The organism is Paenibacillus sp. FSL H8-0079, assembly GCF_037991315.1.
GTDB lineage: Bacteria > Bacillota > Bacilli > Paenibacillales > Paenibacillaceae > Paenibacillus.
On record NZ_CP150300.1, the window covers coordinates 4725967 to 4745093 of the forward strand.

At 44.0% G+C, this 19127-nt stretch carries 17 protein-coding genes; 1 reads left to right on the plus strand and 16 read right to left on the minus strand.

Going from position 1 to position 19127, the window contains the following annotated elements; genetic code table 11:
• Nucleotides 1-17: 17 nt before the first annotated feature.
• The 11 genes from MHI06_RS21210 to MHI06_RS21260 form a co-directional block, all read right to left on the minus strand.
• Nucleotides 18-983, minus strand: a complete 966-nt coding sequence (locus MHI06_RS21210; protein WP_340398994.1) for a hypothetical protein — start codon at nucleotides 981-983, stop codon at nucleotides 18-20.
• Nucleotides 984-1000: 17 nt separating this feature from the next.
• Complete coding sequence (locus MHI06_RS21215; protein WP_340398995.1) at nucleotides 1001-1597, minus strand: hypothetical protein; 597 nt, start codon at nucleotides 1595-1597, stop codon at nucleotides 1001-1003.
• A 193-nt stretch (nucleotides 1598-1790) separates the two neighbouring features.
• Complete coding sequence (locus tag MHI06_RS21220; protein WP_154897029.1) at nucleotides 1791-2270, minus strand: immunity protein YezG family protein; 480 nt, start codon at nucleotides 2268-2270, stop codon at nucleotides 1791-1793.
• A gap of 4 nt (nucleotides 2271-2274) precedes the next feature.
• Nucleotides 2275-5988: a DNA/RNA non-specific endonuclease gene (locus tag MHI06_RS21225; protein ID WP_340398996.1), complete on the minus strand. Its 3714-nt coding sequence runs from the start codon at nucleotides 5986-5988 to the stop codon at nucleotides 2275-2277.
• A 1-nt stretch (nucleotide 5989) separates the two neighbouring features.
• Nucleotides 5990-6427: a DUF4280 domain-containing protein gene (locus MHI06_RS21230; protein ID WP_340013881.1), complete on the minus strand. Its 438-nt coding sequence runs from the start codon at nucleotides 6425-6427 to the stop codon at nucleotides 5990-5992.
• A gap of 16 nt (nucleotides 6428-6443) precedes the next feature.
• Nucleotides 6444-6977, minus strand: coding sequence for a hypothetical protein (locus MHI06_RS21235; protein WP_340398997.1), 534 nt, complete (start codon nucleotides 6975-6977; stop codon nucleotides 6444-6446).
• Entirely contained in the window at nucleotides 6959-8065 is a 1107-nt protein-coding gene (locus tag MHI06_RS21240; RefSeq protein WP_340398998.1) for a pentapeptide repeat-containing protein, read from the minus strand. Before MHI06_RS21240 ends, MHI06_RS21235 begins: the two co-directional genes overlap by 19 nt.
• A 20-nt stretch (nucleotides 8066-8085) precedes the next feature.
• The gene (locus MHI06_RS21245) at nucleotides 8086-9501 is read right to left on the minus strand and encodes a hypothetical protein (RefSeq protein ID WP_253502183.1); all 1416 of its coding nucleotides are present in this window, start codon (nucleotides 9499-9501) and stop codon (nucleotides 8086-8088) included.
• A gap of 15 nt (nucleotides 9502-9516) precedes the next feature.
• On the minus strand, nucleotides 9517-10155 hold the full coding sequence (locus tag MHI06_RS21250; protein ID WP_340398999.1) for a hypothetical protein: 639 nt from the start codon (nucleotides 10153-10155) through the stop codon (nucleotides 9517-9519).
• Between the two features lie 34 nt (nucleotides 10156-10189).
• Nucleotides 10190-10963 carry a DNA and RNA helicase gene (locus MHI06_RS21255; RefSeq protein WP_340399000.1) on the minus strand — a complete coding sequence of 258 codons (774 nt, stop codon included), beginning with the start codon at nucleotides 10961-10963 and terminating at the stop codon, nucleotides 10190-10192.
• A gap of 31 nt (nucleotides 10964-10994) precedes the next feature.
• Nucleotides 10995-11378 (minus strand): hypothetical protein, encoded by a 384-nt coding sequence (locus MHI06_RS21260; protein ID WP_340399001.1) that lies wholly within the window; start codon nucleotides 11376-11378, stop codon nucleotides 10995-10997.
• Nucleotides 11379-11980: 602 nt separating this feature from the next.
• Between MHI06_RS21260 and MHI06_RS21265 the strand changes: the two genes are divergently transcribed.
• Nucleotides 11981-12229 carry an IS3 family transposase gene (locus tag MHI06_RS21265; protein WP_339308752.1) on the plus strand — a complete coding sequence of 83 codons (249 nt, stop codon included), beginning with the start codon at nucleotides 11981-11983 and terminating at the stop codon, nucleotides 12227-12229.
• Between the two features lie 839 nt (nucleotides 12230-13068).
• Here the strand turns inward: MHI06_RS21265 and MHI06_RS21270 are convergent.
• Genes MHI06_RS21270 through MHI06_RS21290 form a run of 5 tightly spaced genes read right to left on the minus strand, consistent with a single transcriptional unit; the run spans nucleotide 13069 to nucleotide 19091 of the window.
• A complete protein-coding gene (locus MHI06_RS21270) occupies nucleotides 13069-13770 on the minus strand; it encodes an SMI1/KNR4 family protein (RefSeq protein ID WP_339305162.1) in 702 nt (233 codons plus the stop codon).
• Nucleotides 13771-13786: 16 nt separating this feature from the next.
• A complete protein-coding gene (locus MHI06_RS21275) occupies nucleotides 13787-17017 on the minus strand; it encodes a hypothetical protein (protein WP_339305164.1) in 3231 nt (1076 codons plus the stop codon).
• A gap of 2 nt (nucleotides 17018-17019) precedes the next feature.
• Entirely contained in the window at nucleotides 17020-17454 is a 435-nt protein-coding gene (locus tag MHI06_RS21280) for a DUF4280 domain-containing protein (protein ID WP_307543034.1), read from the minus strand.
• Nucleotides 17455-17469: 15 nt separating this feature from the next.
• On the minus strand, nucleotides 17470-17985 hold the full coding sequence (locus MHI06_RS21285; RefSeq protein WP_339305166.1) for a hypothetical protein: 516 nt from the start codon (nucleotides 17983-17985) through the stop codon (nucleotides 17470-17472).
• A complete protein-coding gene (locus tag MHI06_RS21290) occupies nucleotides 17985-19091 on the minus strand; it encodes a pentapeptide repeat-containing protein (RefSeq protein WP_339305168.1) in 1107 nt (368 codons plus the stop codon). Before MHI06_RS21290 ends, MHI06_RS21285 begins: the two co-directional genes overlap by 1 nt.
• Between the last annotated feature and the right edge of the window lie 36 nt (nucleotides 19092-19127).

The window sequence follows — 19127 nt, forward strand, 5'->3', positions numbered from 1 at the left end:
GCAGTCTTCCTCCTCTCCTATTCAAACAGAACTCCATGGTGGTTTGGGATATACTCTGGATAGTTTTTGCGATAGAAGTCATCAATCATTCGTAAAACGGGATCCCATTCTGGATACGGTTCAGGATCTTGAATGTTCATTTTAGCCTCCGGTAAGTTCATCAGGAAATCATCAAAATGACTTGGATTGGGCAGACCTTGTTTTTTTCTCACATGAAGCAAATACAAAATTTCATAAGGATAAAAAGCGTAATCATAATTTCCAAACTCAAGCGATTTTCCTAACTCTGAAGCAAGCGTGGAATGATGTTCGGACATTCTTCCAATTAAATGCGTAATTTCATCCACATCAGGTGTATTCCATTGTTCCAATACTTCTCTGTAGATTCCAAGTTCTTCGGGAATCAAGCCACATGGCTGTTCCCGATTTGTTAATGCGGATTTCACAGCCAAGTGAACATATTCATTAGTTCCCTCAATTTCTTGCTTGGTATGTTGGAGATATAACTCTAGTAAAAACCAGATATGTTGATTCCAATCATTCGCTTCCATTAAATTATCTCCAAGATATTTGACTATAAAATCAAAAAATATCTTTTCCTCTTTTACCCATCCGTATAAATTGAAGTGTATTAATGCGATGATGCTATACTCGAAAGAATAATCAATCAATTTCAGGCTCGGATAACGCTCTCTATAAATATGCCTACCCATGCACTGATAAAATTTTATTTGTTGGTTTTTTTTTAGCGCACTTACATTTCGACCGTTTTTAATCAATACGTCATTTTTCCACACATCTAACCAAAAGGAAGATATATTATCCATATCAATTAATAGAATGTGATCTCTCTCTGTATCATTAATATCGATGATTTCAACAATCTCATTTTTACCTTCTTCGTATTCATTTACGGCATTACTACCAAAAAAGTTTTTGACATACCTTTTGTAGGCCAAATGCATTTTTTTTGAATTAACCATTGTGTTCTCCTTAAGTTTTATTTTATCTCCTTACTCCAATCTTTTACTTTTACAACATCTACTCCAAAACCAACCGAAGTTTTCGAAATATCAACCTCTACTCTGATATACTCAAACTCCAACCCTGGGTTATCTTTTAAAAGTTTCTTGTACTTTGCTTTAAAATCCGCAAAACTTTTATTTTTACAGCTTGACATCACTTCAAAATATTTAGCACCACCCAGTTTTTGCTCTGTTGAATAATTGAAATTTCCCCACTCGGAAGTCTTAGCCTCAATCATGGTTAATTTAGGAGGCGGACCTTTGGACAAAAAGGCTCCATCTATGCCGTTCCTACCAACTTGAAATTGATCGGAAATATCCTTACCCAGATTGTTGTTTATTGCGATTTTTTTCGCAACTTCCTCGCCAAAATCACCCTTATCATGATCATAATATTTTGTATTATCGATTTTTCGCTCATACCCTTCTACACTGGATAAATCAAATTTACTACTTATATCATCTGGAGTATCCAGTTGATTGATTGAATACCTTACTCCGTTGTCTTGACTGATCATCAGCTTATTTAAAAGTTGTGAGAAAACGAAGGTAATAAAAAAGAGGTCAATCATGGTGGTATCTGACCATAATTAACCTGTTTGATGTATAGGAATAGCGTTATTTAAATTATAAAATTAAAGCAATTGATTTGCGTACAACCGAAATGATGAAATCTTTATACGGGTATTACATGGGTTAGTTGTGTTATTGGTCGAATGATGGATGTAATCGGCACTGGGTAGTCCTACCAAAGAAAAATGGCATTTAATTCGCTTCTTCAAACTGCTTCATTTTTTCGATCTTTATTCTGTCATTCTCTTCTTGTGGAATATTATTCAGATATTTACTTTCCCAATATTCTAACCTGTCTGAAGGGCCAAAATTGGATTCTCCCCATTTTGTATAGTCGTATATTATATTTAATTTTCCTTCAGATGTAAGTTTCATGGTTATTGAAAACCAAGGCTCTTGTCCATCTTCTATAAATATATTTTTTAGATCATTGGTAACTTTCAACAACTTTCTCATAGTTTTTTTATATATTTCTGAATTAATATTGTAATTCTTCAAAATATCTCGGCAATAAACATAATCATGTTTATTTATTGGTTTGAAGAAAAAGAAAACACCCCCTTCTCCATTTTCTACCTCGCCATTAAAATAAAAATTTTCCCAATCTTCAGGTATCAATTCATTTATTGTTTCTGCTATCTCTCTATATAAATCATTCATCTGCTGTTCCATTCTACTAACCTCCCGGTTGATTCTGTATTGTAATAGTAACTTCTTTTTTCTTCCCTATTTGGTAAGTTACTTCGAATGAATGTGGTCTCATTGAACTTCCTGAATAGACTGGTTCAATTTTCACAGTAACTTTTTTAGGTGGTACTTCATTCAGAGCATTCGCCCATTCAGTTTCCATTTCATACCATTTTCCGCCACTTCGATTAATTTGGCTATTCTGTGGCACTAAGTTATCGATATCCTTTGGTCCTTTAAACTGTGCCCCTATCAAGTGTCCACCATCGTCATCAGGTAACCTACCTTGCCCTTTTCCTACCGTCCTCTGGGCATATTCACTACGGTCTCCTTTACCAAGCACAAGTGCTCCTTCACATTCAATAATACGCCCTTGACTGTCCGTACGATAATTATAACCATCTGGTGATGTGTATTCTATATTTGGTTTTAAAACTTTTTTTCTATTCTTTCTTGTAAAATGATCTCCATACTTAACTGTTTCATAGACTATTGGTGGCGGTATAACAGCTTGTCCCGTCCCCTCAGCCTCTGATTCACTTTCTTGTCTTTCTTCCTCTTCCCTTTTACGTTTTTCCTCCTCTTTTTTCTTTTTATCATCTTTTCCTTTTTTCTTCGATGAATCTTGTTTCCACTGATTATGACTGTTGGGAATCTGATTATCTTTCTTGTTAGCGCTAGATGAGCTTGTTCCTTCACCCTCGCTCGACTTTTTCCCTGTACCTGTATTTGATCCTGCAGTATCCGGTTCTCCGGATGTTTGGGTCTTCTTACTGGTATTCGGAGTTGGATCCTCTATCTTGCCACTACCTGATGATTCTGTTCCTTCACCATCGCCAGGCTTCTTCCCTGTACCTGGACTCGATGCAGTAGCATCCGTTTCACCCGATGATTTGGACTTCTTACTAGTATTCGGTGTCTGACCCGTTTTCTTGCCACTGCTTGGTGAGTTTGTGCCTTCACCGTCGCCAGACTTCTTCCCTATACCTGGACTCGATGCAGTAGCATCCGTTTCACCTGACGATGAAGACTTCTTACTGCTGCTCGGGGTCTGATTCGGTTTCTTGCCATTGCTGGAGGAACTTGTTCCTGCCCCGTCGCTTGACTTATTCCCAGCGTTCGAGCTTGTTTTCCCTCCAGAACCCACTTCCCCGGCAGTCCCCGACTCTTTGGGCTTGTTTTTTCCCAAGTTGCCCCAAGGCTGAAACCGGATGACCTGGTTCGCTTTATAATAATCGCTGACGGCTTTAACCATCACATCTTTTGACTTTTTCACAAATGTCTTTGTTTTACTTGTAGCCGGTTTGTCTGTCGTCGTTGTTCCTTTAGAAGCAGCACTTGGAGAACCTGTTGTTCCTGGATGGTCTGAGGGTTCGGGTACACCTGAAGAACCCTTTTTCGTGCTTACTCTGCCCGTAAATCCATTGAACTCCCCGTCCAATCCTTTCATAGTCATCTCGTGTTGCTCGAATTCACCCATCAGGGTAGATAATTCTTCTTCGCTCATGGGAGCCATAATTCGCCGGGCAAGATACTTCTTCTGTTCGACCGTCAGATTCTGTTTCTGCCAGTAATTATAGTCACCCATTTCCTCGGCGGTGATGTCTATTCTTCCGATATCTCGAGCAATGCCGTTATGATAAGGGCCAAAAAAGAGTTCATATTTAATGTCATTCTGCTTCACATCCCCATAATACACGAGTGCTTCCTTCAACTCTTGGTCAACCTGTTGATGAGCCCAATGCTCCCTCGTATTGCCTGGAATCTGATAATACATCTGGCTAATTTCCTTTTCCTGCTGATGCAGTTTCTTCACAAAATCCATAAAGGAAGTAGCTGTGCTTAACTCTCGTGCTGCTGAGACAACTTTACCAAATAATTGGTGCTTATAAGCCTCTTCTTGCTGCATCTTGCCCACGAAATCACCATTCAGATGATTCAGAAGTTGTAGGGCCGAAGGCTTAAAGGATCCTGCACTTGGGATGTTCCCGATCAAGCCGATTGCTGCAGCGCCAACGACAACGGCCTGTGCCGCAATGGCTGGTGCACCTCCAAGCATACCCAAAACGGGAATCATGCCCGCCATGGCGACCGCTGCACCAAACAGGGAGACCTCCTTCATGTTAACCACGGAAGGCTGCATAGCAGCTGCTTCGGCTGCAGCTGCTGCTTGAGCTGCCTCATATTGTTCAAGCGGAATAAGGGGCGGCTCCGGCTCTGGCGGCAAATCAGCTACCACGACCGGTGCCTTATGGCTGCCTTCCTGTTGAAGCAGTCCAGCACGAACATCAGCTTGTCCATCCAATATAAAGCTGCTTCCTCCGCCAAGAAGCCAAATTGCTTCAGGGGCGGTTGCTTTAATCTGACCTGCTTTAAGTGATAGACTGCCACCCTGAATCGAGATGTTACCTGCACTCTGCATCATTACACCTTGGTCATTCAGTGTGATGACTAATCCAGCTCCAGCCTGTACGGTCACCTCATCCGATGACATACCAATAGATGGTCCGTCAGGATGGCCCCACAGTTTGTGTTGCGTTCCACCGGAAACCGAACGCTTGCTTTCGGGCACTGCATGACGAATATAAGCCTTGGACTCGCGACTTCCGGGAATGTATAGTTCCACCGTGTCACCAATCTCTGGCATCAGGTAGAGTCCGCTGTGACCTTCGGCGACGTAAGATGTCGATAAAGGATATGGACAGGAAGATTCTGCTTTAATCGGACCATCTTCGATATACAGTTCCATCTGTACACGATCACCAATAATGCGGATTACTTCACCGTACAAGGAGAGGCCAATGAGATCCAGAAGATCGGATCGTGGAACCCGCATATGATCTTCTAACATCATACGATATGTAGTCATAAGCAATCCGGATTCCAATCGGGATTCCGCTTGAGTTACCGTTAATTCTTTCCCATCAGGCAGTTCGACTTTATCACCCAAAGCATAGGTTTCATAACACTCCATCGTATAGATGAGCGCCCCCTGTGTACCTTTGGGATCCTGCATCATATACCGATGCTGCTCATCCCCATGCCAACTGAGATGGCCCATTTCTTTTTTGACATGATATGGACGATCCAGAGGCCATTTCCACAACTTGCCCATGGGTAACCCGAAGAATAATTTCGGTGAAGCCGCTGTCACCTCAGGCACCAGTACGGTACCAAACCGGGAAGCCAAACGTCTCAGAAACATCCAGTCGGTTTCTCTATATTGTAAAACAAGTTCTCCCAATTGGGTATTCTCTGTGACATTATCAATTACATCCGAGTAGGTATACGCCTTCATCACGTATTTAACTAATTCGCCATAGGACATCGCCCTGTTCTGGAATGCTCGCTCGGATATTTCAATGTCCATCTGATATGTATTCGATATGGCCTCTAGCTCGAATCGGTATATACCACCAACTAAATGTATAGTTAATGAGGTCATCACGCCATGAAACAGACGCCTTACAGATTTCCCCATTTCATCTAGCTGTCTTAGTACAATCGGTTCTCCTTCAGCCTGGACATGAAGGATGTCTGGTCCTTCTTCCTCCGGTATAACGCCGCTAATATATAACTTCGCATGCTCATTAATCTGTCGGATAATTCGGATTTCTTCCAGCCATTGCACTTTATACGGCCAATATAAACGGAGTTGTTCGTATCCGATGCGTTCCTGTACCTTTTTCTTGAATTCGCTCATCTCAAAAATCCAGCTGCTGTCCGTCATCCTCGATGACGATATCTCCACCATACAGACACTTATGCGTACAGTGACCAAGTAGAGCAGCTTTCCCTTCCACCTTGGCATCTCCTTTGCCATGTAGCCAAGGCATAGTCAATACGGGTACACACGGTGCTTTTTTCACTCCATAGATATCTACCATCATACTGTTGGATACAGCCGGATTCTCCATATTGGAGCAATTCCCAAATGATCCAATATGGACTCCAGGTACATAATCTTCAACTGTCAACTGAGCCTTGCCTTTGATGTAAACGCCATGACTAAATGGAATCTTTAATCGGGTACGCTGTGTACCACAACTGCAATGCAGAATCGCTCCGGCAACCACATAACTCTTGGAATCTCCTGTTGCAGATTGAAGACTGATCTCACTCTCTTGATTACCTTGTGCCATTTCGCCTCTCTCCTCTCTATATTGTCTGTTCCTGCTCCAGACGGACTAACTGAATCCCGGAAAAATCCCGGCGCAGCAGACTCTCAGCCAAAGCTAGATTAACGATGATGACAGATTCACGAGGTTCCTTTAATTGAAACAAAGGAAGAAGTTCAGCCTTACCTCGATCCAGAACAATCTGTTTCAGACTGCCGTCCATATGACGTTCCGTTTGGGGAGAGAGCACATCCATTGCCGTTGGATAAATAGCCCAATAGGTCTCCTGGGACATACGTGCTTTGTCCGTCAACACTGCTGCCCTGCGAATTAAGCCGGGATGGTACAACGTAAATACTTCCAGCATTCGATCCGATACCAGAGCTACAGGGCGCTCCAAATAATCGGTGTAATCTACATTAGGTCTGCTTTTGATTGAAAGGTTAATTGCGGTGTGATTACTACTCCCCTCCTGAAAAGAAGCATTCCACTCTCGACGCTGTACTTCACCAACCGCTTCTGTCTCTACACGATTTGTCCATCTGGTATCCTGCATCAGCCTAAAGTATCGCATGGCGATTCCTCCTTCACCGACTCCTCAAATATCGCACCTTCCAGATCTGCCCCATCCCATAACACGTTGGTTAGGTTTGCTCTACGAAATATAGCTCCACGGAGTCGCGCTCCCCTGAAATCTGCTCCGGTTAAGTTCGCATTCTCGAAGTTGATACCTGAGTACCCAGGACCCTGTATTCGACCATCAGGATGCCCTTCTTCCCCAGAAATGCCCCTGAAGATAGCCCTCTCCAGTAAACATCCATTGAAGTCAGCACCGTATAGTAGACTGTCAGCAAAATTGGTATCTCTCATATCACAGTTATGCCAACGTGTGCCTACCAAGACACAACGTTCAAAATCTGTTGATTTTAATCTGATGTCATTAAACCTGCTATACCGGAAGTCTAGATCACTGCATATCATCTCTTCCATGTCCAGATCGTGATAGTCCGCATACATCCCACCCAAACCATCACCCTCTTCAAGCTCCCTGCCGATGTCTTCCAGGTTCCGTTCTCGTTGGTCAAGGCGATACACACATTCACTGGTATCCAAATACTCCCCTACACGAACCTCAAATTCGGGCTCCACCTGCATATCCGATATCAGTTGGGAATCAAGGAGCTGATGGAAACATTGACGAATAAAATAAATAACATAGCGGTGAACCAAAGTTACCTCTTGAAGTCGTATTCGATCCAGTTCAACCATTGAGATCATCCCCTGATAATCAGGAAGTGTCTTCTTCAAACGATCAAGCATCCGTTCCAAACAATCAAAGGCCCACTTGGCATCATATAATGCCTGTATAGAATCTCTGTCGAGAAGCCATGACATATCACTGGCTTCGGCAAGATAATGCATCGCTCCCGTAGCGACTTCTGTCCGCAACAAAGAATATTGGATGTAAGCAACATTCCCTTTGGCACCAATCCGTTGACTGTGCCTTACTTTACTAGTTAATTCCTCGAAATATCTTAGGAACTCCGCAGTCAACATTGGGAATTGGCTGTTTAATGTATGTTGAAGGTCAGCCATCAGCCTGATTCGTTCAGGCTCCACTTGATTTGTATAAAAGTGCAGTAGTGATTCCTTCCGGCTCACTGACTTTCCTCCTTCCAACGTTAATTAGATTTCACTTCTGTCCCGCTCATTTGAGCCTGACCATCAAGCCTTATTTTCCCTCCTCCTCCTTCAAGAAGAAGTTCTGATCCTGCAGATAATGTAATTTTCTTTCCTGCTTTTAACGAAATGCTCCCTCCTGCTGACATACTTACCTGCTGACTACCTGCAATATGAATACCTTCATTTCCACTAAGTCGAATATAGACCTCTCCTTCTTTGCCGCTAATGATTACAGCGTCTGGAGTAAGACGTATCTCTTTCCCATGAGGAGTGCGAAAAATTTTATGATCGGGATTGTTCAGCTTGTTGGTGGATGTCGACTTGTTATCCAGTCGTGGAGCACCTGTGGCGTAAGCGTCTTCCTCATACATCGTTGGAAAATATACAGCTATTGGGTCACCAATTTCGGGCATGACATACCAGCCGGTCTCTCCCTCTGCAATATACGGAGATTGATACAACAGCCACAGTGCATCTTCCGTCCCTTGTTTATCATCACAATCAAGATGCACCTGAACCTGCCCACCATGTACACCGATAACACGTCCCATTAATGAGCTTCCAGCAATCAGCGGATTGTAGTACGTCTTCTGTCGCAATCCTTTGTGAAGACTTAGCACATATTTATGCTTTAAAATACCTCCGGCGAGTTCCGTATAGGCTTCCGTAAGATACAGACTTCTGCCTCGGAATGAGATATGGTGTCCCAGTTCCATAACTTGATCTGTCTCCACTTCGTATACAATGAAGTCACTTTCATTCACATTTACAGTCTCGTTCTCTGTGAAGTACATGAACGGAGTCATGTTTTTGTGGACGGTATAACGTGTATTATCCAGTTCGATCGAGTTACCATGCTCATATACGCCGAAATAAAATTTGGGGCTGTCGAATTGAGCCGCAGGCATCAGACTCGTATGAAATCGGGAAGCCAGTCTTCTGAGAAATGCCCAGTCTGTTTCCTGGTATTGCACGGCAACCTTGCCAATCTTGGCTCCCCCGGTCCCCTCATCGATCACGTCCAGTCCCGGATAATCCTGATCCAGCTCCTTTAACAATTCAGGGAGCGTCATCTGGATGTTTTGAAACGTACGGGTTCGCTTCTTGACATCCATCAGGTATGTATGTGAGATTGCTTCAACCTGGAGCGTATATACGCCCCTCACAACCTGTACTTCTACAGATAAAGGAATGCCTTTGAATAGCGGACTTTTGTTCCCTTCCTCGTCCTTTTGCCACACTTCAATCGGGGTATTCTTATCCGTAACATCCACATAACGATCTTTCCATTCCTCGGATACCATGCCTTTGAAAACAAGACGGGTGTGCTCATTCATCTTTTTACGGATTGTCAATTCTTGCAGATGTACTAGCTCATAAGGTTCAATAATCAGATTTTCATACGTCAGGCTCATGGACTCAGCTCCTCTCTAATTCATTTCGACAATGAGTGTATCCAGAAGTGTACCACCGGGTTCCATCCAATTTCTCTTCTCATCGTCCGTACAGTTAAAACCATAAACAAGGACTTTCTGATCTAAAATGGCGAACACCATATGGTTATAAATTTGATCATTCAATCCCTGAACAACGAACTGGCAGTAACCCGTGGAAAGACCGGCACCCGCCACTCGAACGCCGTGTTTTTTCCATTCTCGTACAGGTTGAGTTGCACGAATCACATCAGCCATCGATTCCGTAAAGGAATTCAGCTCTTCCGGAGCAAGACGATGATCCAATGTCTTGAACGTAAAGTTGATCGTTCCCGAATCATTGGTATAGATCCATTCAGGACGATGGGACGACGGATATTTTAACTGAGCTTCTCTTTCTGTCACCAAACGAAATGTGCGGGGAAGAGATACTGTAACCTTTCCCTCGTATAGCTCCGTTCTTCTCAAATGTATCGTTTCCTGTTCAAGGTGTATCATGGTTATTGGCTCGAATGGTTTAACTTCCCTTGATTCAGGAGAGGCTTCAACATGTCTGGTCTCTGTTCCCTGATGCGGTTCACCGTTCAATGTTTTGCCATATAACATCGGGATGATTTTGCGATCCATATGTTCCATAAACGAATTCCATCCTCCCATTCTCTTAAAAATTTCAATCCACAATCATACGATGTGGTCCGCCCACCGGCATACCCGAACGTCCCGTTCCCCGACCTGCATTCGCCAGTATGCGATCCAGATATCGATGAATCTGCGCATTATCGTATTCTCTGTGCTCCAGTCCCAATCGACTGGCAATGTGATGCAAAATGACGCTACGTGCAACCGTTCCTTCATTGAGACACATCATGGCGAAGACCAGATCCTGGGGATCAGAGGTCCCCGTTCGAAGCAACCTCTCGGCATAATCCTTCATGACAACAGGGGATAAGGTGCTTGCTCCCTCGGCTGCATAAGGAACATGAATGACATGCAGCGTATTGAACTCCGTTGCCAAGTCGGCAAAGGTCTGATAGTCCCGCCGCAGCCGCGCCCCTTCCTTCAGCTTGAATCGAGCCAGCTCCAACTCTCTCGATGTGCACGTTATCTCTTCATCCAAGAGCAGTTCCGACTGGCTTATCGTCATGTCACTCACGGTCTCCTCCGCGGTAAACCGAAGCTTCAGCACATTGACCCGGCCCGTAGCTTGGTATGCCAGTTCCATATGTTCTGTCAGCGTATAAAGCCTTCCTTTATGCAGTACCATCCCAGGAGCAACAACCAGCTTGTCCGGGAACACTTCTACCTCTGCACCTGCAAGAATGCCATCTGCATAACCGCGATAGTACAGTTCGATGAAATCTCTGGGGAAATCGCGTAGTCCCTCCAACATGGATGTTTTCAGAATTCTTCCCTTGTTAAAATGCGGATACGAATATGTGAACATGAGCGTTGTTCCCCCTTTCTGCTCGTGGTCCTCACTTCATTCCGTCAAAGAAGTCCAGTTCAGACAAGTCTGTTTCAAATGGAAGCAGCTTCTGCGATCCCAGATACAGCCGTTCATTTCTGCGAGCTACAGGCAACACATGGAAGCCCCAATGACGATCATCCGGAAAGACAAAAAACTTCGTCTCTCCATTCACGATGGAATCCGTATCATCTTGCGGAATTTTATCTCCATATCGATCCCGAATGTCTTCATAAAGCACCTCTTTATAGAAATCCGGACGGTTGGCATATACGAACTTCTGTCTCAACTGGCCATCACTTCCGCTAAGGTATAACTCCACTTCTGCCGTCTCGAATGGACGGGAAATGCTACCCGGAATGCCATCACTCCGATCCAGACTGCTGATCAGCATTTTTTCACGTCCATTATGCGTGTAGGCACTTACGGTATACGGAATTACTGGTATTATCCCTTTAAGTAGACACTAAAAAAAAACTTCATGTTATCATGAGGGTTCAAGTGACACTTGGAGGGGGAATTTTATAAAAAAAAAGACAAACATTTCAGACCAATACCGAAGAATTCGAATTGAATGCAGTTCAATCGGTTGTCGAAGGTTCTTCGAGCTACAAGGTGGTTACTGAGCGCGAGGGAATTCGAAACTGTTCACAACTAAAGGTGTGGTGAAAAAGTGGAAAAACGGGGAAGCGTTCGATGATGCGAAAAAATAGTGTCCCGAACCCACTGAAGGGACGCCCCCGTACAAGCTTTGGCTGCGCAGAGGAAGAAAGAGATTACCTTCAAGCGCAGGTGGATTATTTAAAAAAGCGGTATCCAAATCTAGTAAAGGAGAAGCGTTGAGCCAGCGAGAGAACTGGCGCTATCCTAGATGAACTACGCTGCTCACATGGCATTACACGCCTATTAACGATAGCAGGAATCCCTCGATCCAGTTACTACAAATGGCGAGCAACACAGCCGCAGCGAGACGCAAGACAAGACCGCGATCGTGAGATCAAAGAATGTATGATGACCATTCATATGAACAACAGAGAGTTTGGTTACCCGCGTATGACAACGGCGCTCTGGGAGGCTGGTCTGAACGTCAATCACAAGAAAGTGTGGCGAATCATGCGGGAACTATCCATACAATCTGTCATTCGCAGGAAGCGGAAGAAGTCCAGCTATACGCCATCCGTTATCTACCCGGTCTGTGATTCAAGACTTGTTCAACAACGAAATTGTAGCTTGGCAGTTATCTAAACGGAACGATGTACAGCTCGTATTGGATACGGTGGAACAATGGACACAAAAAAAGAGACGTTTCGGAAGCCGTGCTCCATTCGGATTAAGGCTTCCAGTATACGTCTCAGGCGTACAACTCACGATTAGAAGCATTCGGCGTCAAAGACAGCCACTCTCGCAAAGCAACCTGCCTAGATAATGCATGCATCGAATCTTTCTTTTCACATCTCAAAACAAAGAAGCTGTACAAGAACCAGTGTAATTCAGAAGCGAGATTCGACAAGCGGTGGAAGAGTACATGTACAGTTACAACTATCGACGTTTTCAAGCCAAACTCAGACAACGCGCACCAATTGAATATCGATGCGCGTTGTTTGAGTTTGGCTTTTTTTCATCTGTCTACTTGACAGGGGTATGACCATTTTTGCTTGTTGAATATTTAAAACTACCTTATCATCTTTTCTATCGTAGTGGCGTATTTTACAGTTGCGATTGATCCAAAAAAATTTTGAGAAAGCGAAGAGAACAAAAAACAGATCAATCATGGTATTATCTGACCATAATCAACCTGCTTCGTGTAATGGAATAGCGTTATTTAGGTTACAAAACTTTAGCATTTCTTTGCGTACAAACAAAATAGCGAAATCTTTTATACGGGTATTACATGGGTTATATGTGTTATTGGTTGTATGATGGAGTCATTCCGCACTTGGTAGCTGCTCCAAGCTTGAATCTGTTAAAGAGTGTACACAATCTATTTTACAGACTTGAGCAGTTAACTCCCATTGCGGCAATTTATAAATCAGAATAGTAACTTCAAAAATAAGTTTTTGTAACTGCTCATATATATTAAACAACTATTCAAAACCAATTACAATCCATTCATCTACATAGCTCCAAAAATTTATATTATAATTCGGTTGTCTTTTTGCTGACCAAAAAGTCGCATTATTATTATTACAATTTTGATAGTCTATTACAATATACGTTCCCATACCATTTGTGAAAAAACCAAAAGATGATTCTAAATTAATTCCGATGGGTTCTTCTAATTCATCAATTATCCCCCATTCTAAATCCTCGTCTCCTAGAAACGTTACAGACTTGATAGGGACTAGCCCCATAGATTCACTAGCATAGTAATAAAAACCATTGTGAACTTCTTCATAGAATTTTTGAATTAAGTTGGGCATTTTCTCCCAAACTTCACGTAATTCCTTATTGTTAAATTGATCCTGTGGATTACGTCCCTCGTAATATAATATGTTTCCCTTAGAATTTTTGATTGTATATAGAACCGAAAAATCCTCCCCTGATTGCATTAATTCAACATCTACAAGAAATTCGCTTAAATAAGATATTGTGTTGCGTAATTCTATCCGTAGATATTCTTTCCAAATTCCTAGAATTCTTTTTATTCTGACTGTGCTATCTTGTTCTTTAAAAATATCATACCAATCATCTGGAAGTTGGTTAGTTGCAATACTACTGATGTCTTTATGAGTAAGCAATCTTATCTCTTGGTTATATTTTCTTAAATACTTCAATTTATCATCCATTGAAATTTTCAACTCCCTACTTGTTATTCAAATTATTCAAATCATCTATTTGCTTTTGTAGCTTCCTTTCTATTTCTCTTTCAATAATCATCATTCTTTGTCTGAATTCAGAATCGATTTCAATTTCACCTTTCTTTCCTTTTTTATAATGAGTCCATTCTTCAAAGGTTTTTGACTGTTTTGAAGTATTGGCTGACTTGCTTAATCCAATAAAGTTATCTGGATTATTAAGAACTTCAAGCTGTTGTGATTTTGTTAATTTCCCGAAACCGTCCATTTTAGTTATATTATTCATTGGTACGATATGGTCTGCTTCTAAAGAACCTATAAAAGTTTTTCCGGGTATTGCTTCGTCCTTTGTCTCCACATTTTTGTTGTGTCCCTCATTAACCTTGTCTCTTAACTCTGGTGTTGGCGTTTCATCTCTCAATATTTTATATTCTTTATCAGTAATTTGTCTATCTCCATAACGAGGCGGTGTCCCAACATCTCCCGCTCCCTCAGTGCCTTCCGAATCATCCTTCGGTTTGTTTGTTTTCGGATTCTCCGGTTCGGTTGATTTAGGTGGTTTAGTATCCGCTTCAGAATTATCCTCAACCTTATTTGGCAGAGATTTCTTCCATGAGTTCACGTCATTTGGAGTAGCATCTTTTTCTGGATTCGTCTTAGTTTCGGTATCTTTTGGTTTCTGTTTTGGTGGCTTCTGGTCACTATCCGCTTGGTTAGGTTTAGTTTCAGGTCCAACTTCAGCTTCTGTTTTACCACCAGAACCTGCTTGTCCCGTTTTTTTCGACTTATCCCCGCTCCAATCGCTTCCTCCCCCAGAAACGATCCTCATTTTCTGGCTATCTGTCCATTTCTTCTTTACAAATGTCGTTGCTGTTTTTAATCCTTTACCAACAACTTGCATGACCTTTCCTTCAATGTCTGGCGTCCTTACCCTTAGATTACCACCAATCATCGTTCCGTTCTCTATTAAATCGCGATGCATTTCATAATCGTAGATCATCTCTACGAATTTCTCATGGCTAATCGGATTGTAAATCAACTGTGTCAGATATTTCATCTGTTCCAATGTCAGGTCCTGACGCAACCAAAAATCATAATCTCTTAATTCCTCGACGGTAATATTATGATATATGCCAGCACTGTCTAATGCCCATGAAATTTCTTGGTAGTAGGGCGAAAAGAAGGTTTGATGTTGAACATCGTCTTTCTCCACACTCTTGAAAAATTCCAGCGACTTCTGCAGGTCACGTTGGAATTTTTCACGCGCCCATTTCTCACGGAAGTAACTCGGAATCTGCTCATAAGCAAGGCTAATCTCCTTGTTCTGTTGTTCCAACTTCTTAAAGAAATCGGTCACCGAAGTCGATGTAGTCAGCTCTTTGGCGGCCGTCAGCATTTTACCAAGCATCGTCCATTTCGCTTCGTTCTCCTGCTGTTGGAGCTCGGTAAATCTGTTCGTAAATCGGTCTAGCAAATTCAGAGCCGAAGGCTTGAAGGAGCCTATCTTCGGCACGCTCGCGATCAGACCCGTGGCAACGGCAGCAATACCTACGCCGATGGCTGTCTGAGCAGCAATCCCCCCTAGAGCTCCCAGGATCGGAATCATAGCAGTGATGGCCAATGCAGCTCCAGCCAACGATCCATCTTTCGGGTTCGTCGTTGATGCCTGCGTCACTGCAGCAGCCTCTGCGGCTGCTGCGGCCTGAGCTGCTTCGTACTCCTCAATCGGCATCAGCGGTGGCTCCGGCTCCGGAGGCAGATCCGCCACATGAACAGGCGCTTTGTTGCTGCCCTCCTGTTGCAATAGACCTGCTCGTACGTTGGCCTCCCCGTCCAAAATGAAGCTACCACCCCCGCCAAGCAGCCAAATCGCTTCTGGTGCTGTGGCTTCGATCTGTCCGGCCGCAAGCAGGATATTGCTGCCTTGAATGGACAGATTGCCTGGACTATTCAATACGATCCCCTGATCATTTAAGGTAATCGTCAACCCGGATCCAGATTGCAGTGTAACCTCCTCAGGCGACATCCCGATAGAGCTTCCGGCAGGATGCCCCCAGACTTTATGCTCTGTCCCTCCGTTAGTGGAACGTTTCCCCTCAGAGATAGAATGACGAATGTACGCTCCGGATTCCAGACTACTTGGAAAATATAATTCCACCTGATCCCCGATCTCCGGCATCATGTATAACCCGCTATGCCCTTCCGCAGCATAAACTGGCGCGACCGGATAGGGGCAAGCGGAGCCTTGCGTCATCGGGCCCTCATCCATGGGTAATTTGATCTGAATGTGATCATGAATCACGCGGACCACCTCGCCGTACAGCGATAACCCAATCAGGTCCGATAGGTTGCATCTAGGTACACGAATGTGGTCTTCGAGTACCATGCGGTATGTCGTCATGAGTAACCCGGATTCCAGTCGCGAATGGGCATACACCACGGTCAGCTCTCTGCCATCTGGAAGTTCGACCTTGTCTCCCAACGCATAGGTCTCGACACTTTCCACCGTATATTGCAATACGCCTTGCGATCCCTTGGGGCCCTGAATGATATATCGATCTTCCGTTCCGGAGCCGTGCCAGTCGATTCCAGCCAGCTCCTTACGAACCTGATAAGGTTGGTCTTCTGGCCATTTCCACAACTTACCTGCGGGCAAACCGATATACAGTTTTGGTGATGCCGCTGTGATTTCGGGGACCAGCACTGTACCGAATCGCGAGGCAAGCCTGCGTAGGAACATCCAATCGGTCTCTTTATATTGTAATACAAGTCCGCTCAATGAGGTATTTTCGGTAACCTGATCCATGACATCCGAATAGCGGTAAGAATTCATAATGAATTGAATGAGTTCTTTGAACGTCCACCCTCTGTTTTGAAAGGCTCGTTCCTCAATTCGCATATCCATTTGATAGGAGTTGGACAAGGCTTCAAGTTCGAATCGATAGACCCCTCCCGACAAATGAACCGAGAGCGATGTCATTACGCCATGGAAGAGTCTCCTCACTGATCTACCATTTTCATCGACTTGTCTGAGTACGATAGATTCCCCTTCAGCCTGAACTTGAAGAACGCCCGGCCCATCCTCTTCCGGAATTATACCGCTGACGTAGAGTTTCGCATGCTCGTTCACTTGGCGGGTAATTTGCACGCCTTCTAACCACTGTGCACGATAAGGCCAATATAGACGTATTTGCTCATAGCCGATCTGGTCGAGTTTTTTCTCCGTAATTTCACTCATCGTCAAAAGTCCAATTGCTGTCCGTCATTCTCTATGACGATATCTCCGCCATACAGACACTTGTGCGTACAGTGACTGAGCAGTGCAGCTTTCCCTTCCACCTTGGTATCTCCCTTTCCATGAAGCCAAGGCATGGTCAGCACGGGAACGCAAGGCGCTTTCTTAACCCCATAGATGTCAACCATCGTGCTTGCCGCTACTGCTGGATTAGCTGGATTGGAACAGTTACCGAATGATCCAATATGAATACCTGGAACATAATCCTCGACAGTCATCTTCGCCTTCCCCTTGATATATACGCCATGACTGAATGGTATCTTCAATCGTGTACGCTGCGTCCCGCAATTGCATTTAAGTATTGCTCCTGCAACGACATAGCTTTTAGAGGCTTCTCCAGCCGTATGAATCTGGGCATCATGATCTTGACTTCGCACCATCATAACCTCTCCCTTCTAATTCGTTTGTTCCAAGTCCAACGGAATGAATTGTACTCCTGCCACATCTCGCCGCAGAATGCTCTCCGACAACGCCAGATTGACAATGATCACGGTTTCGTGCAGCTCCATCAATTGGAACAGGGGTACATCCGGGAAATCTCGCTTCAGTACGATCCGCTCCAGACTTCCATCCATGCGCCGACGGGTATGAGGAGATAATACGTTTGCCAGTGCAGGAGGATGAATGGCCCAATACGTCTCTTGGGTCATTCGCTCCTTGTCCGTTAATACGGTAGCCCTTCGCTTGAGCTGAGGACAATACAAAATAAGTGTTTCAAGCAATTGATCTGAAACCAAGGGAACCGGCTGTTCCAAATAATCCGTATAATCGACATGGAATCCGCTTCGCACATAAAGGTTAATGGCTGTATGCTCACTGCCCGAATCATGAAAAGCCTGATTCCAGGTCCTGCGTTGCAGTTCACCGACAGGCTCAGTCTCTACGCGGTGTATCCATCTGGGATCGGCCATTAGACGAAAGTATCGGATAACCCTCGCCTCCTCTGGGCATCGTCAAAAATCGCACCCTCCACATCAGCACCCTCCCATAACGTATCTGTTAGATTGGCTCCACGGAATATGGCTCCACGAAGGTGTGCCCCCCGGAAGTCAGCACCTGAAAGGTTTGAATTCTCGAAGTTAAGTGCATCGTATTCTGGACCCTGAGCGAGTCCTTCCGGATGTCCCACCTCCCCTATTATCTCCCTGAAAACAGCTCTTTCCAGAGAACACCCGCTGAAATCTGCCCCATATAGAATGCTTCCGGTGAAATCGGTGTTCTCCAGACTACAATCGCGCCAACGTGTCCCTATCAAGATACAGCGTTGAAAATCGGTAGAATGCATATCGATACGATCAAAACGGCTGTAACGAAAATCCAGATCGTTGCACTCCATTTTGCTCATATCTAGTCCCTGAAAATGCGCGTACATGACCTCCAGACCATCACTTTCTTCCAATGCTTCACCAATCTCCTCAATGCTCCTAGTCCTTTGATCAAAACGAAATACGCACTCACTAGCATCCAAGTATTCTCCTACACGTACTTCGAATATCTGTTCCAGATCCATAAGGGAGTTCCATTCGAAGTCCTCCAGCGCGCTACAGCTACGGCGTATAAAATGTACAAGATACCGATTCACCAACGCCGCTTCCTGTAACATGATTCGTTCCAGTTCTACCACTGTAACGGTTCCTTGATAGTGAGGAAGTTCTTCTCTTAATCCATTGAGCATCCGCTCAAGACACTCATAGGCCCAGTGGGAAGAATAGAATGAACGGATGGGTGTTCGATCCAGCAACCATGAAGCATCGTATGCTTCGACCAGGACATTCATCGCCCCTCCAAGAAGTTCTGTTCGCAACATAGAATATTGAATGTAAGCGATCGGCCCTTTCGCCCCACGCTTTTGGGCGTCGCTGACTTCCTGAACCATAAACCTGAAATGACTTTGGAGCTCAGCTGTCAATTCCGTATACCTTGTATGCAGCGTATGCTGCAAATCATCCATAAGTTTGGCCCGCGCAGGTTTTACCTGATGGGTATAAAAATGTAATATAGATTCCTTGCGATCCATTGGAAATTATCCCTCCTGCCCATACGTCACCCTATA